Below are 20,913 nucleotides of genomic sequence, written 5' to 3'. Positions count from 1 at the left end.
GCTTGGGCTGCCGCCGGGTCAGAGCAGATGGATGTACATTTTCTTTGAGCCCAGCCGCAGATCCACGAAGTACTCGGCACCACAACCACGACACGCTGCAGGACAATCCTCATCACTGCCACGCTCGTTTTCCAATGAGCCAGCCACGACCGGATATCCGCACTCGAAACAGTTGAAAGCCACATGGTGGCCATGCGGATCAGCAGGGATCTGGTCACCCTCACCGTCCATCACCAGGAAATCCGTGATTCTCATTTCCACTCCCTCCCGCTGAATTGAGGACGAAAGACGAGCCGAACATCTAGCGTCAGTTGTGCAAAAGCAACGCGCGGATTGCACCACAGCGTGGCGCTTTACGTCCGCATCAGATCTCGATGCGTCGAAGCAGTTGCCTGGGCTCCGCCTCCGTGCCCCGTTCAAAAAGCCTTGAAGCAATCACTGCTCCGCAGCCACGAAACCACCGGTCTGTCGCGCCCACAAGCGCGCGTACAGGCCACCGGCCGCAATCAGTTCGGCATGGCTGCCGGTCTCGACGATGCGGCCCTGGTCCATCACCACCAGCCGGTCCATGCGCGCGATGGTCGACAACCGGTGCGCGATTGCGATCACCGTCTTGCCGCCCATCAGCTCATCCAGGCTGTCCTGGATCGCCGCTTCGACTTCCGAGTCCAGTGCCGAGGTCGCTTCGTCCAGCACCAGGATCGGCGCATCCTTCAGCAGCACGCGGGCAATGGCGATGCGCTGGCGCTGGCCACCGGACAGCTTCACGCCGCGCTCGCCGACATGCGCGTCGTAGCCACGGCGCCCCTGCCCGTCCACCAGCGTATCGATGAAGGCCTCGGCACGCGCCTTGGCTACGGCAGCACGCAGCTGCTCCTCGGTCGCATCGGGGCGGCCGTACAGCAGGTTGTCGCGGATCGAGCGATGCAGCAGCGAAGTGTCCTGGGTGACCACGCCGATCTGCTGGCGCAGGCTTTCCTGGGTGACGTAGGCGATGTCCTGGCCGTCGATCAGGATGCGGCCGCTTTCCAGGTCGTACAGGCGCAGCAGCACGTTCACCAGGGTCGACTTGCCGGCACCGGAAGGACCGACCAGGCCGATCTTCTCGCCCGGCTTCACCACCAGGTCGAGGCCGGCGATCACGCCGCCCTTCTTGCCGTAATGGAAGTGGATGTCCTGGAACTGCACGCCACCACGGGTCACCTGCAGCGGCACCGCGTCCTCGCGGTCCTGCACGGTCAGCGGCTGGGCGATGGTGGTGATGCCATCCTGCACCGTGCCGATGTCCTCGAAAATGCCGTTGATGGTCCACATGATCCAGCCGGACATGTTGTGGATGCGGATCACCAGGCCGGTCGCCAGGGTGATCGCGCCGACGGTGATGTGGCCGCCATTCCACAGCCACAGCGCGAGCCCACAGGTACCGGCAATCAGGAACCCGTTGACGATGGCGATGGTCAGGTCCATGCCGGTGGTCACCCGGGTCTGCGCGCGGTGCTTGACCGCCAGCTCCTGGATCGACTCGGCCACGTAGGCCTGCTCGCGCCCGCCATGGGCGAACAGCTTCAGCGTGGGAATGTTGGTGTAGCCATCGACGATACGGCCCATCGCCTTGGAGCGCGCTTCGGACGCAATCCAGGCCCGTTCCTTCGCGCGCGGCACGAAGTAGACCATGATCACCGCATAGGCGAGCAGCCACAGGACCAGCGGCACCATCAACCGCCAGTCCGCCTGCGCGAACAGGTACAGCGCCGTGCCGGTATAGACCACGATATACCAGAGCGAATCGACCATCTGCACCGCCGACTCGCGCAGCGAGGTACCGGTCTGCATGACCCGGTTGGCGACACTGCCGGCGAAGTCGTTCTGAAAGAAGCTCAGGCTCTGCCGAACCACGTAGTTGTGCATCAGCCAGCGCGAGCGGTTGCTCAGGCCGGGCACGATCGCCTGGTTGACCAGCAGGTTGTGCAGGCCCACCAGGATCGGCCGCGCGATGACCGTGATGAACAGCATCCAGCCCAGTTCATTGGCATGGCGCTTGAAGAAATCGGCACCGGGCTGCTCGGCGACCATGTCGACGATGCGGCCCAGGTAGTCGAACATGGCCACTTCCACCAGCGCCAGCAGCAGACCGGCAATCAGGGTCGCCAGCAGCACCGGCCAGACCGGGCGCAGGTAGTGCAGGTAGAACGGCAGCACCTTGCGCGGTGGCATGCGCCCATCCACGGGCGGGAAAACCGGGATCAGGGATTCAAACCAACGGAACATCGCATTCCCTCGCCATCAATAGCCGGCGGAGTATCCCACGCCGGATGTGTACGCCGGCCGACGATGCCGTGGCGCCGGTAGTGCCGGCCGCCGGCCGGCAACCTCGCGACGTTTCCAGGGATCATGAGGTTGCCGGCCAGCGGCCGGCGCTACCCTCATCCTTTGACCGGGGTGAACAGCAGGTCCTGGAAATCGAAACTGAAATCGGTCAGGTCGGAAATCGGCTGCATGCGCACCTCACGCACTTTGCCATCCGGGTCCAGGCTGAAGTTCACGAACGCATCGGCGTTGAGCGAACGGTCGTCCCAGCGCACGATGAAGGTGTCGTGCTGCCAGTGCTCCAGGCGCCCGCTCAGCTGCGCGGTCTTCGCAAAGCGCAGGCGCAGGCCCTTGCCTTCGGCGCTGATCTGCATGTCGCCATACCAGCGGTCACGAAAGCTGCCGGTGTAGCCGGCCAGCGCCAGCGATGGCCTGCTGCCCTTGTCGCGTGCGCTCTGGTGCTTGGCCCAGGCCTCGTCGGCCTTGTCCTGACCCTTGGCCACGGCCTTGGCATAGGCGTCCACCCAATCGTGCTTTTCTCCGCCCAGGTAAGCGTCAAGCACGCTCAGGGTGATCGCATTGAACGCCGCACCCACTTCCTGGTTGGTCAGCACCACCACGCCCAGCTTCTCGCCTGGCACCAGGGTCAACCGCGAGACCATGCCCGGCCAGCCACCGGTGTGCCAGACCAGCTTCTGCCCGCGGTAGTCGCTCAGGCTCCAGCCTTCGCCATAGCCGGCGAAGTTGGCCCGCGCCGGTGCCAGCTCCGGAACGCTCGGCGCCGGGATCGACTGCGGGGTGATCATCCGCCACATCTGCTGCTGGCTCTTCTCGCTGAACAACGGCGTGCCGTCAGCCAGCTTGCCTTCTGCCAGCTGCACCTGCATCCAGCGCGCCATGTCGTGCGCGCTGGAATAGATGCCACCGGCGCCGGCATTGTTCGACCAGGTCAGCGGTGCAACGGTGCGCAGGTCCTTGAAATCGTACTTGGCGTGACCGACCGCCGCCTTGTCACCTGGCTTCAGGTGGTCGGCGTTGTAGCGCGTGCCGGCCATCCCCACCTTGTCGAAGATGCGCGTCTGCAGGAACTGCTGGTAGCTCATGCCGGACACGCGCTCGATCACCTGTTGGGCGACCGCGTACAGGATATTGTCGTAGGCATAGCTTTCGCGGAAGCCGCCCTTCAGCGGCACCCTGCCCAGTCGCTCCACCACTTCGGCGTTGCTGTAGGAGGTAGCCGGCCAGAACAGCAGGTCACCGGCGCCCAGGCTCAGCCCGCTGCGATGCGACAGCAGGTCGCGGATCGTCATCTGCCCGGTCACGAACGGATCGGACATGCGGAACGACGGCAGGTGGTCGATCACCTTGTCATCCATCTTCAGCTTGCCGTCCTCGGCCAGCAGGTTCAGCGAGGTGGCGGTGAACGCCTTGGTATTGGAAGCGATGGCAAACAGGGTGTCGGCCTGCACCGGTTCCGGCTTGCCCTGCTCGCGCACGCCCCAGCCACGTTCCAGCACCACCTGGCCGTCCTTGACCACGGCCACGGCGATGCCGGGCACGTCGAACTGCGTGCGCACGCGCTCGACGGTCGCATCCAGGTCCTGCAGCTGCTGCGGGGTCGCCGCATTGGCCATGGTCGTGCACGCCAGCAGCACGGCTCCTCCGATCCAGGTTTTCATCGAGCACCATCTCCGAACAGGGGTCGCGGCCATGTGCAGGCCGTCACCGGGGTTTCGCAGGATGGTAACGGTCGCCGATGCACCCTGCCCCGTGCCATAGGAGGGGTGTCATGGGCGGGAACGGCCAACCAAGCAATGGCTCCACCATCATTCCGTGCCTGCGCTACCGCGACGCGCTGGCCGCCATCGACTGGCTGCAACGGGCCTTCGGCTTCCATGCCCAGGCCGTGCATGCCGATGGCGATACGGTTTTCCATGCCCAGCTCACCTTCGGCAACGGCATGATCATGCTCGGCTCGGCCAACAACCAGAGCGCGTGGAGCGAACACGCGGTCCTGCCCGGAGAAGTCGGCGGCCGCCAGACCCAGAGTGCCTGCGTGATCGTCACCGATGTCGATGCGCACTATGCGCGGGCCAAGGCGGCTGGAGCGCGCATCGTCATCGACATTGCCGACCAGGACTACGGCGGCCGCGGCTATGCCTGTGCCGATCCTGAAGGCTACCTGTGGTGGTTCGGCAGCTACGACCCCTGGCGCGAGGACCACAGCCAGTGACCGCTGCCGGCCAGATGGCGATCCGCTGCGGTATTGGCGGCTGGGTGTTTCCTGAGTGGCGCGGCGGCATGTTCTATCCGGTGGGACTGCCGCAGCGCGAGGAACTGGCCCATGCCAGCCGCGCCCTGCGCTGCATCGAGATCAACGGCACCTTCTACCGCACGCCGACTGCGGCCCAGTGCGCGCAGTGGGCCGCGCAGACGCCGGAAGGCTTCCGTTTCTCGATGAAGGCGCCACGCTACCTGGTGCAGCGCCGCGACCTGGCCAGCACCGTGGAAGCGGCCACGCCGTTCCTGCAGGCGGCACTTGCGCTCGGTGACCGGCTCGGCCCGCTGCTGTGGCAGTTCGATCCGCACCATCCGGCCGACGCCGATGCATTGGAAGCGCTCATGGCGCAGCTGCCGAAGCAGCTCGAGGGCGTGCCGTTGCAGCACGCTCTGGAAGTGCGCAACGCCGAGGCACATGGACCGGCTCTGGTCGCCGCCGCGCGCCGCCACGGCGTGGCGCTGGTGATCGAGGACAGCGACGAGGCGCCATTGCATGGCGATGTCAGTGCGGGCTTCGTCTACGCGCGGATCAAGCGCAGCCAGGCCCGCTTGAATGAGGGCCTGCCTGCGTCCGTGCAGCAGCGTTGGGCTGAACGCGCACGACGCTGGTCACGCGGCGAGCCGGTGGACGACCTGCCCTGCCTGGCCGCGCCCGCCCCGGAAACCCCGCGCGGGGTCTACCTGCTGTGCATCGGTGCCGGCAAGGCCCGCAACCCGGCCGCAGCGATGGCCCTGCAGCGCCTCATCGACGGCGCCAGCGGTCCAGCCCCCACAGCAGGGTCCACCCCACCACGAACACGCCCGCAACGCGCAGCACGTTGAGCAGGAAGGCCGCCAGCCCCAGGCGTTGCAGTTCGAGGAACGGATACGGCGCCTGTCCGGTCATTGCAGCGACCAGCATCGCCCAGCCGAGGTAGACCAGTGGTACCAGCAGCACACCGCCCAGCGCGCGCCAGCGCAGCGCCCCATGCGGCAGCAGCCACCACCACCCCAGCAGATACAGCGCCGGCACAGCGTAGTGCAGGCCGGCATCGACCCACCATTGCAGCCCGGTGGGCTGCCACAGCCCCTGCAACGCCAGCACGTAGATGCACGCGGTCACCCCGATGCACAACGCGATCACCGCGGCGACAGTCGTGTCCAGCACACCCGCACGGATCAGCCTGACGCATCCCAGGCACACCGCCAGGTTGCTGAGAATCGTGAAGTAACCAACGAAGCGCAGTGTCGCCATGCCGACCCCGGCAGCCGCCCCGGGGCCGCGTAGCAGCAACAGGTATTGCAGCAGCAACGCGGTGGCGGCCACCAGTGCAGTCAGTGCTGCCCATGCACGCAGGGCGGAGCGGTTGGCAGCCATTGCAGGGTTCCCCTGAGGAGTTTCCGCGAGCATGCCACAGGCGTCGCCGGCGACCATACGATTGCCTCACAATAGGCCGATGAGCACACCCGACACCCGCAAAGCGCTGTGGCAGATCCATTTCTGTGTCCTGCTGTGGGGCATCACGGCCATCCTCGGCAAGCTGATCACCCTGCCCGCACTGCCGCTGGTGTGGTGGCGCATGCTGCTGGTGACGGCGATGCTGGCCCTGCTGCCGCGGGTCTGGCGCGGGTTGCGCACCCTGCCCCCGCGGCTGGTCGCCGGCTACGCCGGTATCGGCGCGCTGGTCGCCCTGCACTGGCTGACGTTCTACGGCGCGGTGAAGCTGGCCAATGCCTCGGTGGCTGCCACCTGCATCGCACTGGCACCGGTGTTCACCTCGATCATCGAGCCGTGGGTGGCCAAGCGGCCGTTCCAGCTGCGTGAGCTGGCGTTTGGCCTGGCGGTGCTGCCGGGTGTTGCGCTGGTGGTCGGTGGCGTGCCCGATGGCATGCGCCTGGGTGTGTTGATCGGCGCGATCTCGGCGCTGCTGGTGGCGGTGTTCGGTTCGCTCAACAAGCGCATGGTCAGCCATGCCGATCCGCTCACGGTCACCGCGCTGGAGCTGGGTGCCGGCACCCTCACACTGACCCTGCTGGCGCCGCTGATGCCCTATCTGCTGCCGGCGCTGGCCAGCCCGCTGTGGGTGGTCCCGAATCTGCACGACGGGATCCTGCTGCTGGTGCTGGCCGGATTCTGCACGCTGCTGCCGTTCGCCCTGGCCCTGGTCGCACTACGCCACCTGAGCGCCTACACGGTGCAGCTGGTGACCAACCTGGAGCCGGTCTATGCGGTGGTACTGGCGGTGGTGCTGCTGCGCGAGCAGCACGAAGTCACCCCGAGGTTCTACCTGGGCGTGGCGATCATCGTCGGCGCGGTGTTCCTGCATCCGCTGCTGAACCGCCGCAAGCCGGTGCAGCATCCGGAAATCCTCGGCACGGCCGAAGCGCGCAACATCGCCGATTGAGTGCATCCACGCATGGCGTGGATGGCCGCATCAGCGCTGCGGCCAATGCCAGGCCGGCGCATCCAGCAGGCCCTGCCCGCTCAACAGCGTGCGGCCCTGTTCCTTGTACAGATGCAGCGAATGGCACCCTGGCGCCTGTTCCAACGCCGCGATCAGCCGGCTGGCGTGCGACACCACCCATACCTGGCTGCGCGCACTGGCTGCGATGATGAGCCGCGCCAGCGCCGGCAGCAGGTCCGGGTGCAGGCTGGTCTCCGGTTCGTTGAGCACCATCAGCGGCGGTGGGCGTGGTGTGTGCAGCGCCGCCGCCAGCAGCAGGAAGCGCAGCGTGCCGTCGGAGAGCTCGGCCATCGACAATGGCCGCAGCAACCCAGGTTGGTGGAAGCGCAGCGCCAAGCGTCCATCCAGCGCCTCGAAATCGACCGTGGCGCCCGGGAACGCGTCATCGACGCTGCGTGCCAACGCAACCGGGTCGCCGATCTCGAGGATGGTCACCCAGGCCGCCGCCAGGTCCCGGCCATCGTGATGCAGCACCGGCGTGCGCGTGGCCATCGCCGGTTGCCGCGCCGGGGCATCGCCATCGCTGCGGAAATGGTCATAGAAGCGCCAGCAACGGATGTACTCACGCAAGGTGATCGTTTCGGGCATGCGCTGCGGATCGCCGACCTGGGTGAACAGGCTGTCGAACAGCGACAACCGGTCATCCACCAGATCCCAACCGCGCGCATCGCGCTGCCGCACCATCGCCCCGCGACGATCGACCAGCTGGTTGGCGCTGCGCAGGAACGGCCCCGCCCAGATCGCCTCGGCCTTGATCTGCGGGTCCAGCGCAAACGCCGAACGGCTGGGCGGCGGGTAGCCGAGATCGATGGCGTAGCCGAATTCGTCGGTGGTGAAGCTGAGCTTCAATCCCACCGATTCCTGGCGTGGGCCGCCCTGCAAGGCGATTTCGCCGGCAGCAACCCGACGGTCTATTTTTTCCGGGCCCGCCCACAGCGCCGAGCCCAGCCCACCTTCGCGGGCCAGCACCGCCGCGACGCCGCCCTGCGCGGTCTCGGCCAGCAGGCGCAGCGCGCGGTAGAGGCTGGACTTGCCACTGCCATTGTCGCCGGTCACCACATTCAACTGCTGCAGCGGCAATACCAACCCGTGCAGCGAGCGATAGTGGGCGATGGCCAGGGTCTGCAACATGGTCGGCGTCCGGGAAAACAGGGCGTCATGCTGCCCGCTCTTGATCGCAGGCGCTGCGACGCGATGTGAATCGGGAAGAGCATCCACGCATGGCGTGGATCTACCGGGAGGGGCGCTTCAGCCCGCTACTTCCACCCGGTTGCGGCCATTGCCCTTGGCCCGGTACAGCGCCTTGTCGGCACGTGCCAGCGTGTCGTCCAAGCTTTCACCGGGCTGGTGCTGGGCGATGCCGATACTGATCGTGACCGGGAAGCCCAGTGGCAGGTCGGCCACGGCCAGGCGCAGGAACTCGCACTGAAGTTCGGCGGTGCGCAGGTCGGTTGCGGGCATCACTGCCACGAACTCCTCGCCGCCATAGCGCGCCGCCATGCCACGGCCGGCAAAGTGCGACCGCAGCAGCGCGCCCAGTTCGGCCAGCACGCGGTCGCCGGTGGCGTGGCCCTGGAAGTCGTTGATGTGCTTGAAGTGATCGATGTCCAGCAGCGCGACGCAGGCCTCAGCGGGCTGCTCCCCGGTCATCGCCACGGCCTCGTCCAGCGCCGCTGCCATCGCGCGGCGGTTCGGCAGGCCGGTCAGCGCATCAGTGCGGCTCTGCTCGGCCAGGTCGGCGTTCTGCGCCAGCAGCACGTCGTGGTACTCCGACAGCAGGCGCTCATAATCATCGCGTTCCAGCATGTGGTTCTGGATGTCGAGCGCGAAACGGCGCAACTCCATCACCAGCATCACCTGCCGCGACAGTGCGGCCAGCGCCTCGGCCTTGTCGCTGGCCAGGTGTTGCGGCTGTGCGTCGAACACGCACAGCGTACCCAGCGGCAAGCCGTCGGAGCTGATCAGCGGCGCGCCGGCATAGAAGCGGATGTGCGGATCGCCGACCACCACCGGATTGTCGTGGAAGCGCACATCCTGCAGCGCATCCTCGACCACCATGATCTGCTGCGGCTGCAGGATGGCATGGCCACACATCGATTCGCTGCGCAGGTTTTCCGCCGCATCGATGCCCTGGATCGACTTGAACCATTGCCGTTCGACATCGATCAGGGTCACCGCCGCCATCGAGGTGCCGCAGACCGCCTTGGCGATCACCACCAGGTCGTCGAAGGATTTTTCACGCTCCGAATCGAGGATGCGGTAGCGGTACAGCGCCTCGAGCCGAAGGGCTTCGTTGGCGGGCTTGTCGGGCTTGATCATGCAACGTCACGTCGGCAGGTCACCGCGAAGTCTAGCGGAAGCCGGTGCGCAATCCGCATGGCAGGTCGTGCCGGCCGTTGGCCGGCATCCCGGATACCTCGCGCGCCCATTGCAGCCGGCCAGCGGCGGGCACTACCAGTCCAGCTGCTTCGGCAGCAGGCCCTGCAGCTCCTGCTCGGTCAGGTTGCGCCACTGGCCCGGCTTCAGCGCGCCAATCTTGATGTTGTCGATGCGCACGCGGCGCAGCTGGGTCACGCGATAGCCGAACTCGGCGGCCATCAGGCGGATCTGCCGGTTCAGGCCCTGCTGCAGGGTGATGCGGAAACCGAACTTGGCGATGCGCGAAGTCTTGCATGGCAGCGTCATCTGGTCGTGGATGCGCACACCACGCGCCATGCCGCGCAGGAACTCATCGGTGACCGGCTTGTTGACCGCCACCAGGTACTCCTTCTGGTGGCCATTCTCGGCACGCAGGATCTGGTTGACGATGTCGCCGTTGCTGGTCATCAGGATCAGGCCTTCGGAGTCCTTGTCGAGGCGGCCGATCGGGAAGATGCGCTGTTCATGGCCGACGAAGTCGACGATGTTGCCCTTGACCGACGTCTCGGTGGTGCAGGTGACGCCGACCGGCTTGTTCAGCGCGATGTAGACGTGGCGGCGGGCGCCGGGCTTGCGGGCCACGCGCGCGCGCAGTGGCTGGCCATCCACCAGCACCTGGTCTTCCTCGCCCACCACCGCGCCGGTGCCGGCCGGATGGCCGTTGACGGTGACCCGGCGGGCGGCGATCAGGCGATCGGCCTCGCGGCGGGAGCAGAAGCCGGTGTCGGCGATGTGTTTGTTGAGTCGGGTGGTCATCGCCCTATTATCCGGCATCGCCGCCCGCCGCGCTTCATGCCAGGCCGGGTGGATCGAGTTCTTCGCCGTCGAACACCCGGTTGCGGCCGGCACGCTTGGCCACGTACATGGCATGGTCGGCCCGGCGCAGCAGCGCGGCGAGATCGTCCTCGCCCGGCCGCCACTGCGCCAGGCCGATGCTGGCGGTGACCTCCAGGCCGGGCACCTGCAGCGCCCGGGCCGCCTCCGTGATGTGCCGGCGCAGGCGATCCAGGCGCGCCGACGCCGCCTCGCGGGGCATGCCCGGCATCAGCAGCAGGAACTCTTCGCCGCCCATCCGCACTACCTGGTCCTGGCTGCGTACCGCGGCACGCAATGCACGCGCCACCGCCACCAGCACCTGGTCCCCCACGGCGTGGCCATGGCGGTCATTGATGTCCTTGAACAGATCGATATCGAGGAAGCCGATCACCAGCGGGCCACGTTCGCGGTCAACCTGCTCCAGGTGGCGTGCCAGCTGCTGCAGGCCGGCACGGCGGTTGGGCAGGCCGGTCAGGCCATCGGTCTCGGCCAGCTGGCGCAGTTCATCGCGCTGCTGGCGCAGCCGACCCAGCCGCTGGTTCAGTGCGTAGGCGGCCATCATCAGCAGCCAGGTCACCGCCAGCTGCAGGGCCTCCACGCGGTATTCCAGCAACCACGCCGCGCGGCAGGCGTCGGCCAGGATCAACACCAGCATCGGCGCCAGCGCCGCCAGCCCCGCCTGCGCCCAGCGGTCACCGCGCAGCCGTGCCCACACCCCTGCCATCAACGCCAGGCCACAGCCCAGCAGATAGGACACCTGCAGGCCCTGCGCCACCCAGGCCAGGCTGTCCCATGGCAGCCAGGGCACCAGTGCAGCCAACACCAGCAATCCCCAAAGCGCCAGCAGCTGGAACGGACGCGAACGCGGCAACAGGCGATCACCGCCATTCAGCCGCCACAGCGCCGGCAGCACCAGGGCCTGCGTGGCCGCAGTCAACACCAGCAGCCACCAGGCACCGCGCTCGCCCACCGGCAACCAGGGTTCCGGATAGCCGCTGAGGCCACCGAGGATGGCCTGCCAAAGCACCAGCACGGTGGTACCGGCGATGTAGACCAGGAAACTGCGGTCGCGGGTGGTGAGGAAGGCCATCAGTGCCGACAACGCCAGTGCGATCGCCACGGCGATGCAGGCCGCGCGCACCAGCAGGCGGGCGGTATCGTTCTGCTGCACGGGACTGGGCGCGCCCAGCCGAAGGGTGGGTACCCAACGCGCCTTCAACGGCGTCTGCCACGACACCAGGAATGGATCGTGACTGCCCGCTTGCGGCACCGCCACCAGCCCGATGCCTGCGCGGAAGCGTGAGTCTCGGGTACGGGCATCGTGCATGTTGCCGCAGATCTCGCGATCGCCATACTGCACGCGGACTTCGCCAGCGAACACATTGAACACGTCCAGGGCCTGCGGTTGCCCCGACCAGCCGCCCGGCGGCGCAGGCACCTGCACCTGCTGCCGGTGACCGGCCAGCATGTCCGGCGTGCATGCGCGATGTGGAGTGGGTTCATCGGTGGCTGCGCCGACCAGCAGGTAATCGCGGCCGGCTTCGACGGCAGCGGCCCACAGTGGCCACGGCGTCGCCAACCACACCAGCAGCACGACCAGCACCGCCCCTGTTCCGTACTGCCACTGCCTGCCGCCCACGCCACGTCCTGTTCCTGCTTACGCCCGCGCCCACTGCGCGTCGCCCCTGGCGGGCATTATCGCAGCCGCGGCTGCAACGCATGTGTAGACCAAAGTCGCCGACGGCGTTCAACCTGCGGCGGGAGGACCTTTCACGGCCACCAGACGCACCGGCCGCAGGTCGGTCAGGGTCATCCGTTCCAGTGGCTGCGGCCGCTCGACCGCATAGCCCTGCAGGCCCTGCACCCCAAGCCGGGTCAGCGCGGCGGCGACTTCGGCGGTCTCTACCCATTCGGCCACCACCTCCATCTGCAGCTCGCGCCCCAGTTCACTGATCGCGCGCACGGTGGCGTGGCTGACCGGATCGGTATCCATGTCGCGCACGAAGGCCCCGTCTATCTTCAGGATGTCGGCCGGCAGCTGGCGCAGGTAGCCGAACGAGGACAGCCCGGAGCCGAAATCGTCCAGCGCCATCCGGCAGCCGCGCGCCTTCACCGCATCGATGAACGCGCGCGCCTGGCTGAGGTTGCTGATTGCGGCGGTCTCGGTGATTTCGAAGCACAGCTTGGAGGCCAGCGCGCGATTGCGCTCCAGCAGGTCGCAGACGAAGGCGAGGAAGCCGGGTTCGGCGATCGACTGCGCCGACACGTTGACGTTGCACAGTCCCAGCTGCCGCACATGCGCCGGGCACACCTGCAGGTGCCGGAACAGCAGGCCGAGCACGTGCCGGTCCAGCGCCACGGCCATGCCATAGCGCTCCACCGCCGGCATGAACTGGCCCGGCAGGTGCAGGCTGCCATCGCTGCCGCGCATGCGCACCAGCACCTCATAGTGCAGGTAGGTGGGATCGCCGACGCGGGCGATGCGCTGCGCATACAGCACCATGCGGTTCTCGGCCATGGCCAGGCTGACGCCCTGCAGCCGCTCGGCTTCCCGGCGCCGTTCCTCCAGCGCCATGCGGTTCTCGTTGAAGCAGTGCACGCGGTTGCGCCCGGCCTGCTTGGCCGCATAGCAGGCACTGTCGGCGGCGCTCATCAACCAGTTCACATCCGGTGCATCGGCGCTGACCTCGACCACGCCGATGCTGCAGCTCAACTGCGGGCTGCCCTCGCTCACCGGGAACGTCGCCTGCCCCAGATTGCGGATCACCCGCTGCAGCACGCGCTTGGCCTCGTCCTGCCCGGCATGGGCGAGGAACACCGCGAACTCGTCCGCACCCAGCCGGCCCACCCAGTCACCATCGCGCACCGCCGCCACCAGGTAATCGGCGAAGCTGCGCAGCATCTGGTCGCCGGCGGCATGGCCGAAGCTGTCATTGACCAGCTTGAAATGGTCCAGGTTGATGTAGCACAGCGCGTGCGTGCCACCTTCGCTGCGCACCTGCAGCAGTGCGCGTTCCAGCAGGCGCTCGATCTCGCGCCGGTTGATCAGGCCGGTCAGCGGGTCATGGCTGGCGTGGTGCTCGATCTCGCGCGCCAGTGCATGGTTCTGGCTGACGTCTTCGATGATCGCGAACACTGACAGGCCGCCGCCGGCGCTGCGCACACCGGTGCCGCTCCAGCGGCCCCAGACCAGGCTGCCATCACGACGGCGGAAGCGCAGTTCGCTCGGGCGCAGCTGGCGGTCCCAATCGATGCGCCCCACCCCATCAATGACCAGCTCGCCGTCCATCAGCAGGTCAGCCAGCGACAGCTGCAGCAGCATGTCACGACGATGGTCGAGGATGTCGGCCATCGCCTGGTTGGCCTCGATCACCTTGCCTTCGGTATCGAGCTTGAGCATGCCGACGTTGGCCTGGTAGAACGCTGCGCGGAAGCGGCTCTCGTGTTCGGTCAGGTCCTTGCCGACGCGGCGCGCCAGGGCCACCGCCATCAGGCTGATCGCCAGCACCGACAGGCCCGCGACCATCAGCGTGGCCAGCCTCACCAGCGTCGCCATCCGCAACAGCGCCTGCGAGAACGCCTGGCTCTGCACCTTCATCCGCTGGTCCAGGTCACGCAGCTGCTGCAGGTAGTGGTCGCGTGCGGCAACGGGCACCAGGCCGCCGTCGTGCCGCCGCTGCAACTCATCGACCAGGCGCTGCAGCGCCATCAGGTCCCCGTCGGTCTGCCGCCATAACGCGGTCGCTTCGCGGAAGGCACCGATATCGCGCGCGTAGCGGAACGAAAACACCAGGCGCGGAATGTCGGCGTGCGCGTTGCCCCCCCTGCAGGAAGCCCTGCCGGGCCTTCTCTTCGTCAGGCTCCGCCTGTTCCAGCGCCAAGCGCGCCTGCAGATCGCCCAACGGCACCTGCAGGGCCTGGCGTGCATCGTCCAGGTCCTGGGCATCACCGCGCGCCAGGTAGCGACTGAGCGCGGCGGTCGCATCCTGCTGACCGCGCGACCAGTATCCCTGGCCGGCGATCCAGGCGGTGGAGGCCGCCTGCAGTTCCTGGATCAACGCCGACAGTGCGACCAGTCCGATCGCCATGCCGGTCAACAACGCAAATCGCAGTCCCAGCCCCCGGGTCATCGGCACCCGCCGGCTGTGTTGGTCCGTGCCACTCCTACCCATCCCGGATCCCCCCGAATGTGCTGCGGTGACAACCTCCTTTGGAACCGGACCAGCCTATGACCGGCAATGTGTTGACCGTGCGAAAAAGGGGACGGAGGGGATTAAGTCGTTTTCGGCATAGGCGCATGGCCTGCCATAGACGACTTAATCCCCTCCGTCCCCTTTTCCTGTACGCCGGCCCGGGGGCCGGCGTCGCTCTGGACGGCTGTGGGTGCGGCTTAGAAGCTGCGCGGGCCGCGCGGCTTGAAGCCATCACGACGTGGCGGGCGGCTGTCGCGGTCACCGCCGCGGTCGCCCCCATGGCCACCCGGACCACCCGGACCACCACGACGCGGGCCACCGGGGCCGCCCGGACCACGCTTGTCGAAGCGCGGCTTGAACGGACGCGGGGCCGGGTTGATCTCTTCACCGGCCGCCAGCGGACGCATCTGCAACTGTTGGCCGGACACCCACACCTTCTGCAGGTGCGACAGCACGTCCGGCGGCATCTGTGCCGGCAGGTCCAGCAGCGAGAAGTCGTCGTGGATGTCGATGCGGCCGATGAAGCGGCTTTCCAGGCCGGCTTCGTTGGCGATGGCGCCGACGATGTTGGCCGGCTTCACGCCGTGCTGGTGGCCCACCGAAATGCGGTAGGTCTCCATGCCCTGCTCCGGCGCACCACGCGGCGGAACCTCGCGGCGCGGACGCGGCTCGAAACCACCTTCGGCGTCGTCGCGACGCGGGCCACGCTCGAAGCGCGGCCCCCGCTCGTTGCGGTCGAAGCGATCGCCACGCTCCGGGCGGTCGCCACGGTCGAAGCGCTCGCGCGGCGCGCGCTCTTCACGCGGGGCACGCACCGGCGGCTGCAGCAGGAACGGGGTATCGCCCTGCAGCATCCTGGCCAGCGCGGCGGCGATCTCGATGGCCGGCACGTTCTGCTCGTTCTCGAAGCGCTCCAGCAGCTGGCGGTAGAAGTCCAGGCCGCCGGCGCCGAGCGTTTCGCTGATACGCGAGGTGAACTTGTTGATGCGGGTGTCGTTGACCGCTTCCACGCTCGGCAGCTGCATCTCTTCGATCGGCTGGCGGGTGGCACGCTCGATCTGGCGCAGCATGCCCTTCTCGCGCGGGGTGGCGAACAGGATCGCCTCGCCGCTGCGGCCGGCACGGCCGGTACGGCCGATGCGGTGCACGTAGCTCTCGGTGTCGTACGGGATGTCGTAGTTCAGCACGTGGCTGATGCGCTCCACGTCCAGGCCGCGGGCGGCCACGTCGGTGGCGACCAGGATGTCCAGCTTGCCTTCCTTCAGCATGGCAATGGTGCGCTCGCGCTGGGCCTGCTGCATGTCACCGTTGATGGCGGCAGCGGCCAGGCCACGCGCCTGCAGCTTACTGGCCAGTTCTTCGGTGCCGGCCTTGGTGCGCGCGAAGATGATCATCGCGTCGAACGGCTCGACTTCCAGGATGCGGGTCAGCGCGTCCAGCTTGTGCATGCCGCTCACCCACCAGTAGCGCTGGCGGATGTTGGCCGAGGTGGTGGTCTTGGCCGCGATGGTCACTTCCACCGGGTCCTGCAGGTAGGTCTGCGCGATGCGGCGGATCTGCGGCGGCATGGTGGCCGAGAACAGGGCCACCTGGCGCTGCTCCGGCAGCTTCTTCAGCACGGCTTCCACATCGTCGATGAAGCCCATGCGCAGCATTTCATCGGCTTCGTCCAGCACCAGGGTCTTCAGCTCGGACAGGTCCAGGGTGCTGCGGTCCAGGTGATCGATCACGCGGCCGGGAGTACCGACCACGATGTGCACGCCACGGCGCAGGGCCGACAGCTGCTGGCCGTACGGCTGGCCGCCGTACACCGGCAGCACGCGGAAGCCCGGGATCTTCGACGAATAGGACTGGAATGCCTCGGCAACCTGGATGGCCAGCTCGCGGGTCGGCGCCAGGATCAGGGCCTGGGGCTTGATCTGCTGCAGGTCGATGTTGGACAGTACCGGCAGTGCGAACGCAGCGGTCTTGCCGGTACCAGTCTGGGCCTGGCCCAGCACGTCGCGGCCTTCCAGCATCGCCGGGATGGTGGCGGCCTGGATCGGCGACGGGGTTTCGTAGCCGATGGCGGTGACCGCCTGCATCACGGGCTCGGACAGGCCGAGCTGCGCGAACTGCAGCGGCGCTTGGGAATCTTGGGACATGGGGAACTCCGAAGGCACTGCCGTCTTCCTGGCAGTGCGATAAAAAGGGTGATGGTCCGCGCTTTGGGCGCCCTTCTTATCGCGTGCCCTGGCGCTGCTCGGTCGGAGGAGATTTCACTCGCTCAGAGCGGAATGATACCGCATTGATCCTGAACGAGGCGTACAGCTTTCCATGTGCGTGCCGTCGTGCCCCGTGCTGGCGCACAATACGCGCCCTCTCCCCGGCCCGGCCGCTGGCCTGCGCCCTCTTTCCAGGACCCCTCGCTCCATGCAGATTCTCGAATTCGACCTCGACGGCGACTACGTCGAACTCAAGCAGCTGTTGAAGCTGGCCGACCTGGTCACCAGCGGCGGCGAGGCCAAGATGGTCATCAGCGAGGGCCAGGTGCGGGTCGACGGTGAGGTCGAACTGCGCAAGGCCTGCAAGATCCGCGCAGGCCAGGTGGTCGAGTTCGCCGACAGCCAGATCCGCGTGCTGGCCGCTGGCTGATCCGAGGGTGTTCAGGCCACGCGCTGGGTCAGGTGCGAGGCGATCAGCTGCCTGAACGGCGCCACGCCCTGCGCCAGGCGCAGGCCCGCGGCCCGCAGCAGGCGTGCCGGGCGACGATCGTCGGTGTACAGGCTGGCGATCGCGTTGGTGGCCTCGTACAGCGGCCGCGACGCCAACCGATGACCGCGTTGGTAGCTGGCCAGCATGCCGGCGGCGGCAATGTCGGCACCGCGCCGCTGCTGCGCGACGATGCCCTGTGCCAGCCGCTGTGCGCTGGCCAGTCCCAGATTGAAGCCGTGCGCGGTGACCGGGTGCATGCCCACCGCGGCATCGCCGATCAGCGCGGAACGCTCGCCGACGAAACGGTGCGCGTACACCCCCACCAGCGGATACGCCTGCGGTGTGGCCACCGGCTGCATGCGGCCCAGCCGATGCTCGAAGCAGGCACTGATGGCCTCACCGAAAGCCACCTCGTCCATCGCCAGCAGTTCTCCGATCTGCCGCGGCGGCAGCGTGATCACCGCCGATGCCTGGCCCTCGTTGAGCGGCAGCAGCGCCATGGTGCGGCCGTAGCCGAACCACTCCCAGGCCGTATGGTGATGGTCGCGCTCGACCTGCATGCGGCATACCAGCATCGACTTGCCGAAGTCGCGCATCTGCGCACCGATGCCAAGCATGCGGCGGGTGGCGGAGAAGCGGCTGTCAGCCGCGACCAGCAGGCGCGCGTGCAGTTGACTGCCGTCATCGAGTCTGACCACCTGGCCCTGCGCATCGGCCTGCACGCCCAGCACCTTGCGCCCATCGAACAGCTCCAGCGCATCCTGGCCCTGCACGGCATCCCAGGCGGCGCGGCGGATCAGGTGGTTGGGCACCAGCCAGCCCAGCGGCTGGCCATCAACCTGGCTGCTGGCGAAGGTCAACGCGAACGGCGAGCCGCCGTTCATCACCCTGGCATCGCGCAGCTCGGCGACTTCGGCCTGCGGCAGCCGCTGCCACAGCCCCAGTTGCTCCATGCTCTGCCGCGAGGCATGGGTCAGCGCGATCTCGCGGCCATCGAAGGCGGCGTCGGCCAGGGCCTGGCGCGGCTGCACTTCGACCAGCCCGACCTGCAGGCCACTGCCGGCCAGCGCACGCGCGAAGCACAGGCCCGCCGGTCCGGCGCCGACCACCACCACGTCCATCCTGCGCATGCGCGCCTCCTGCCGTTGATTCAGTCCGGGCCAGCATAGCGCCGCGCGCCTGAGCGGCCTTGATCTGGATCAGGCCGACTTACAGAAGTGCGAACACGAGCGCCAGGATCGACAGCAGCGATACGAGCCAGACCAGGCTGCGCACGTAGGGCACGCCCGCGGCATACAGCGGCAGGTAGACCACACGCGCCCAGACGTAGGCCTGCGCAGCCAGCGCCGTGGTGTCGTTGCTGCGCCCGGCCACGACCACTGCGATGGCGGCAGCGGCGAAGAACGGGAAGGTTTCCAGGAAGTTGGACTGCGCACGCTGCAGGCGGCCGGCCAGCGGGCTGAGCGGCTTTGAATTGCCATCCCGTGCGGAGGCATTCCACTTCATCCCGCGCTCGCGGGTGACCACGGTGGAGGTGGCGAAGATGTAGACGAAGCCCAGCAGCACCGACCAGGCCAGCATCGTCAGCTCAGTTGCCATCGTTCATCTCCTCAGGGCGCCGACGCGCGCAGGCTGTAACCGGCCAGGCGCCAGACCTGGTCCTCGTCGAAACGGAACGAGACCAGCTCGCGCACCGGCTGCGCGCTGTTGGCGAAACGGGTCGGGAAGCTGACGTTGATGTACAGCCCTTCCGGCACTGCGGCGCCGGGGCTGTACTTGACCCGGGTGATGGTCGGCTGGCCACGCCCGGCCAGCGCACCCAGGCGCGTGCGCTCGGCGGCCAACTGGCTGACGAAGGTGGCCTTCGGCACCGCACGGCGCGCGACGGCCGAAGCACCATCCCACAATTCGCCGGCGCGGTTGGCATCGACCAGCTGTGCCGCCTTCAACGCAGCCGCGCCCATTTCCGCGTCCTGCTTCTGCACCTGGGCCTGCTGCGCAGCGGTCAACGCCGGGGCACCTGCCGTGGCGGGCTTCGCGGCCGCCGGCGATGCCGGGGCCGGGCGCGCGGGTGCCGGTGCCGGCGTGGCCGGCGCAGGTACCTGCGCCAACGCAGTCAGGGGCAGCAGGGACAGCAGCAGGAGCACGCGCTTCATGGACACCGCCGGTTCTGGAGGAAAGGACCGCAGTCTACGCCAGCGCAGTGAGCGGTTCGTCAGCGCGCGTGGGCGTTGCCTTCCACCGCCGCCGCATCGGCCTGCGCGGCCGGCGTGCCGGTCTCTGCTGGCGCCTGTTCGGCCACCGGCGGCGGCTCCGGCGGCGCTGGTGGCAGCGTCGCCACATCGATCTCCGACAGCGGGCTTTCGTCGGGGCAGACCGCGTCCGGGAAGCCGAAGCGCTGCTTCAACGCCTGGCCGCAGCTGTTGATCGACTCCATGTCGGCGCCTTCGCGCTTGCACTGCTGGTCGAAGGCGACCAGGAACGCGTCCTTGCGCTGCACGAAATCGTCGCCGCAGGCACGCATCTGCTTGATCCGTTCCAGATCGTCCTGCACCGCATTGGTGCCATCCAGGCCGTACTGGCGCAGTTCGTCCGGAGTCAGCAGCCGCAGGCTGCGGTTGGGCACGGTCATCATCAGATCGGCCACACCGACCGCCACGCCGTTGCGTTGCAGGTAGTCCTTCACGTTGTCGTAGACCTCGTGCAGCTCGCGGTTGAGCTCGGCGCGCGAGGTGGCCTTGGAACTGATGCGCATCATGCGGTGGATGCCGACCTTGCCCGACAGCAGGCGGTTGTCGCCGGCGGCCAGCACGAACACGCAGGCGCTATGGCAGATCGAGCCTTCGCGCACCCAGATGGTCCAGCCGGATTCACCGATGCTGTCACCGGCAACGATCGCCGATTCCACCTGGCCGCCGCTGGAATCCAGATCGAGGATGCGCTTGTGGATCTTCTGCTCGTCAGCAACCACGGCCAGTCGCCACATCATCTCGGCGAAGCCCGGATTGATCTTGCCGGCGTAACGCACGCGCATCAGGCCGCGCTCGGCGCACGGCGCCAGCGCCTGGGTGATCTGCTCGCGCTGCAGGCCTTCCAGCTCGACACCGTCGCCGGCATCGCCAGCATATTCCGTGCTGCAGCTGACCCAGGCACGGCCATTCTCAAGCTGCGCCTGCGGCCACGGCCGATCCGCCTGGCTGCGCGGCGGCGCTGGCGGTGGCGGTGCATCGGCCGCATTGATCGACACCATGTTCTCGCCATCGCTGGCCGGCGCCCGCGCCGCCTTGTCGGCAGCAGTCACATTGCCCGGATTCTCCAGCTGGCTGCAGCCCGCCAGGGCCAGGCACAACAGGGGCAACCAGCGGCGTTTGGCGGACATCGGGCAACCAGTCTTCAAGTGAGCAGGAGCCACAGTCTACCCGTCCAGGCCGCGCATTCAGTGCGTGGTGATGAACCCCTTCTGACCCTTGGGGAAAAAGCGTGTCGACCAAGGTCGACACCCACCAACAGCAGCGCAGAACGCTCGCCCGACAGGTCGCATGAACCTGTCGAAGGCGGGGTGGGTCCGGTTGCAGGGGCGTGAGCGCCATGGATGGCGCGACCGAGCTTCCATGGGTGAGGGCGCTTTGTTTGCGAAGCACTGCTTCGCAAGCGCCCGAACGCCCAGCCGCCAGCGGCTGGGCCGGGCCCCGGAGGGGGACTTGCAGCGCCCCCCTCAAGGGGATCCATCCCGCCAACCCTCGGAAACCACCTTTGCTGTT

Annotated in this window: 17 protein-coding genes and 1 pseudogene; 4 read left to right on the top strand and 14 right to left on the bottom strand. The window is 67.7% G+C overall.

What is annotated here, in order from left to right; translation table 11 throughout:
• Nucleotides 1-18 precede the first annotated feature (18 nt).
• The 3 genes from WDC87_RS11675 to WDC87_RS11665 form a co-directional block, all read right to left on the bottom strand.
• Complete coding sequence (locus WDC87_RS11675) at nucleotides 19-255, bottom strand: hypothetical protein (RefSeq protein WP_088496928.1); 237 nt, start codon at nucleotides 253-255, stop codon at nucleotides 19-21.
• A 180-nt stretch (nucleotides 256-435) separates the two neighbouring features.
• On the bottom strand, nucleotides 436-2,268 hold the full coding sequence (smrA, locus tag WDC87_RS11670) for a multidrug efflux ABC transporter SmrA (RefSeq protein WP_061480683.1): 1,833 nt from the start codon (nucleotides 2,266-2,268) through the stop codon (nucleotides 436-438).
• A gap of 155 nt (nucleotides 2,269-2,423) precedes the next feature.
• Nucleotides 2,424-3,986 (bottom strand): serine hydrolase, encoded by a 1,563-nt coding sequence (locus tag WDC87_RS11665; RefSeq protein ID WP_252745330.1) that lies wholly within the window; start codon nucleotides 3,984-3,986, stop codon nucleotides 2,424-2,426.
• A 110-nt stretch (nucleotides 3,987-4,096) separates the two neighbouring features.
• Between WDC87_RS11665 and WDC87_RS11660 the strand changes: the two genes are divergently transcribed.
• The gene (locus tag WDC87_RS11660; RefSeq protein ID WP_072166830.1) at nucleotides 4,097-4,540 is read left to right on the top strand and encodes a VOC family protein; all 444 of its coding nucleotides are present in this window, start codon (nucleotides 4,097-4,099) and stop codon (nucleotides 4,538-4,540) included.
• The gene (locus tag WDC87_RS11655) at nucleotides 4,537-5,409 is read left to right on the top strand and encodes a DUF72 domain-containing protein (protein WP_252745331.1); all 873 of its coding nucleotides are present in this window, start codon (nucleotides 4,537-4,539) and stop codon (nucleotides 5,407-5,409) included. The genes WDC87_RS11660 and WDC87_RS11655 overlap by 4 nt, the downstream gene beginning before the upstream one ends.
• Here the strand turns inward: WDC87_RS11655 and WDC87_RS11650 are convergent.
• Entirely contained in the window at nucleotides 5,330-5,944 is a 615-nt protein-coding gene (locus WDC87_RS11650) for a Pr6Pr family membrane protein (RefSeq protein WP_072166832.1), read from the bottom strand. The two genes, WDC87_RS11655 and WDC87_RS11650, sit on opposite strands and share 80 nt — an antisense overlap.
• A 79-nt stretch (nucleotides 5,945-6,023) precedes the next feature.
• Between WDC87_RS11650 and WDC87_RS11645 the strand changes: the two genes are divergently transcribed.
• Nucleotides 6,024-6,971, top strand: a complete 948-nt coding sequence (locus WDC87_RS11645) for a DMT family transporter (RefSeq protein ID WP_252745332.1) — start codon at nucleotides 6,024-6,026, stop codon at nucleotides 6,969-6,971.
• A gap of 30 nt (nucleotides 6,972-7,001) precedes the next feature.
• Here the strand turns inward: WDC87_RS11645 and WDC87_RS11640 are convergent, their stop codons facing one another.
• The 6 genes and pseudogenes from WDC87_RS11640 to WDC87_RS11615 form a co-directional block, all read right to left on the bottom strand.
• A complete protein-coding gene (locus tag WDC87_RS11640) occupies nucleotides 7,002-8,162 on the bottom strand; it encodes an AAA family ATPase (RefSeq protein WP_252745333.1) in 1,161 nt (386 codons plus the stop codon).
• Nucleotides 8,163-8,279: 117 nt separating this feature from the next.
• Nucleotides 8,280-9,350: a sensor domain-containing diguanylate cyclase gene (locus WDC87_RS11635; protein ID WP_252745334.1), complete on the bottom strand. Its 1,071-nt coding sequence runs from the start codon at nucleotides 9,348-9,350 to the stop codon at nucleotides 8,280-8,282.
• Between the two features lie 132 nt (nucleotides 9,351-9,482).
• The gene (locus tag WDC87_RS11630) at nucleotides 9,483-10,205 is read right to left on the bottom strand and encodes a pseudouridine synthase (protein ID WP_019659152.1); all 723 of its coding nucleotides are present in this window, start codon (nucleotides 10,203-10,205) and stop codon (nucleotides 9,483-9,485) included.
• Between the two features lie 34 nt (nucleotides 10,206-10,239).
• Nucleotides 10,240-11,904 (bottom strand): GGDEF domain-containing protein, encoded by a 1,665-nt coding sequence (locus WDC87_RS11625; protein WP_252745335.1) that lies wholly within the window; start codon nucleotides 11,902-11,904, stop codon nucleotides 10,240-10,242.
• Nucleotides 11,905-12,012: 108 nt separating this feature from the next.
• A pseudogene (locus tag WDC87_RS11620) lies at nucleotides 12,013-14,437 on the bottom strand (EAL domain-containing protein).
• A gap of 218 nt (nucleotides 14,438-14,655) precedes the next feature.
• Nucleotides 14,656-16,602: a DEAD/DEAH box helicase gene (locus WDC87_RS11615; protein ID WP_053497041.1), complete on the bottom strand. Its 1,947-nt coding sequence runs from the start codon at nucleotides 16,600-16,602 to the stop codon at nucleotides 14,656-14,658.
• A gap of 268 nt (nucleotides 16,603-16,870) precedes the next feature.
• On the opposite strand from WDC87_RS11615, the gene WDC87_RS11610 reads away from it, so the two are divergent.
• Entirely contained in the window at nucleotides 16,871-17,092 is a 222-nt protein-coding gene (locus WDC87_RS11610) for an RNA-binding S4 domain-containing protein (RefSeq protein WP_014036469.1), read from the top strand.
• An 11-nt stretch (nucleotides 17,093-17,103) separates the two neighbouring features.
• On the opposite strand, the gene ubiM is transcribed toward WDC87_RS11610, so the two are convergent.
• From ubiM to WDC87_RS11590, 4 genes are all read right to left on the bottom strand, one after another.
• Nucleotides 17,104-18,282 carry a 5-demethoxyubiquinol-8 5-hydroxylase UbiM gene (gene ubiM, locus WDC87_RS11605; RefSeq protein WP_252745338.1) on the bottom strand — a complete coding sequence of 393 codons (1,179 nt, stop codon included), beginning with the start codon at nucleotides 18,280-18,282 and terminating at the stop codon, nucleotides 17,104-17,106.
• Between the two features lie 79 nt (nucleotides 18,283-18,361).
• The gene (locus WDC87_RS11600) at nucleotides 18,362-18,751 is read right to left on the bottom strand and encodes an MAPEG family protein (RefSeq protein ID WP_072166838.1); all 390 of its coding nucleotides are present in this window, start codon (nucleotides 18,749-18,751) and stop codon (nucleotides 18,362-18,364) included.
• An 11-nt stretch (nucleotides 18,752-18,762) separates the two neighbouring features.
• On the bottom strand, nucleotides 18,763-19,308 hold the full coding sequence (locus WDC87_RS11595) for a DUF4019 domain-containing protein (RefSeq protein WP_088496919.1): 546 nt from the start codon (nucleotides 19,306-19,308) through the stop codon (nucleotides 18,763-18,765).
• 59 nt (nucleotides 19,309-19,367) lie between these two features.
• Complete coding sequence (locus WDC87_RS11590) at nucleotides 19,368-20,531, bottom strand: hypothetical protein (RefSeq protein WP_061479514.1); 1,164 nt, start codon at nucleotides 20,529-20,531, stop codon at nucleotides 19,368-19,370.
• Between the last annotated feature and the right edge of the window lie 382 nt (nucleotides 20,532-20,913).

The organism is Stenotrophomonas maltophilia group sp. Smal12 (genome assembly GCF_037079935.1).
GTDB classification, from domain to species: Bacteria; Pseudomonadota; Gammaproteobacteria; order Xanthomonadales; family Xanthomonadaceae; genus Stenotrophomonas; species Stenotrophomonas sepilia.
The sequence above is the reverse complement of the archived record's forward strand: the minus strand, read 5'-3'. Positions and strand labels throughout refer to the sequence as shown.

What these genes read in the sequence shown, in the direction of transcription:
- WDC87_RS11675 (WP_088496928.1), bottom strand. Translation starts at nt 255, where the DNA reads ATGAGAATCACGGATTTCCTGGTGATGGACGGTGAGGGTGACCAGATC.
- smrA (WP_061480683.1), bottom strand. Translation starts at nt 2,268, where the DNA reads ATGTTCCGTTGGTTTGAATCCCTGATCCCGGTTTTCCCGCCCGTGGAT.
- WDC87_RS11665 (WP_252745330.1), bottom strand. Translation starts at nt 3,986, where the DNA reads ATGAAAACCTGGATCGGAGGAGCCGTGCTGCTGGCGTGCACGACCATG.
- WDC87_RS11660 (WP_072166830.1), top strand. Translation starts at nt 4,097, where the DNA reads ATGGGCGGGAACGGCCAACCAAGCAATGGCTCCACCATCATTCCGTGC.
- WDC87_RS11650 (WP_072166832.1), bottom strand. Translation starts at nt 5,944, where the DNA reads ATGGCTGCCAACCGCTCCGCCCTGCGTGCATGGGCAGCACTGACTGCA.
- WDC87_RS11645 (WP_252745332.1), top strand. Translation starts at nt 6,024, where the DNA reads ATGAGCACACCCGACACCCGCAAAGCGCTGTGGCAGATCCATTTCTGT.
- WDC87_RS11640 (WP_252745333.1), bottom strand. Translation starts at nt 8,162, where the DNA reads ATGTTGCAGACCCTGGCCATCGCCCACTATCGCTCGCTGCACGGGTTG.
- WDC87_RS11635 (WP_252745334.1), bottom strand. Translation starts at nt 9,350, where the DNA reads ATGATCAAGCCCGACAAGCCCGCCAACGAAGCCCTTCGGCTCGAGGCG.
- WDC87_RS11630 (WP_019659152.1), bottom strand. Translation starts at nt 10,205, where the DNA reads ATGACCACCCGACTCAACAAACACATCGCCGACACCGGCTTCTGCTCC.
- WDC87_RS11615 (WP_053497041.1), bottom strand. Translation starts at nt 16,602, where the DNA reads ATGTCCCAAGATTCCCAAGCGCCGCTGCAGTTCGCGCAGCTCGGCCTG.
- WDC87_RS11610 (WP_014036469.1), top strand. Translation starts at nt 16,871, where the DNA reads ATGCAGATTCTCGAATTCGACCTCGACGGCGACTACGTCGAACTCAAG.
- ubiM (WP_252745338.1), bottom strand. Translation starts at nt 18,282, where the DNA reads ATGCGCAGGATGGACGTGGTGGTGGTCGGCGCCGGACCGGCGGGCCTG.
- WDC87_RS11600 (WP_072166838.1), bottom strand. Translation starts at nt 18,751, where the DNA reads ATGGCAACTGAGCTGACGATGCTGGCCTGGTCGGTGCTGCTGGGCTTC.
- WDC87_RS11595 (WP_088496919.1), bottom strand. Translation starts at nt 19,308, where the DNA reads ATGAAGCGCGTGCTCCTGCTGCTGTCCCTGCTGCCCCTGACTGCGTTG.
- WDC87_RS11590 (WP_061479514.1), bottom strand. Translation starts at nt 20,531, where the DNA reads ATGTCCGCCAAACGCCGCTGGTTGCCCCTGTTGTGCCTGGCCCTGGCG.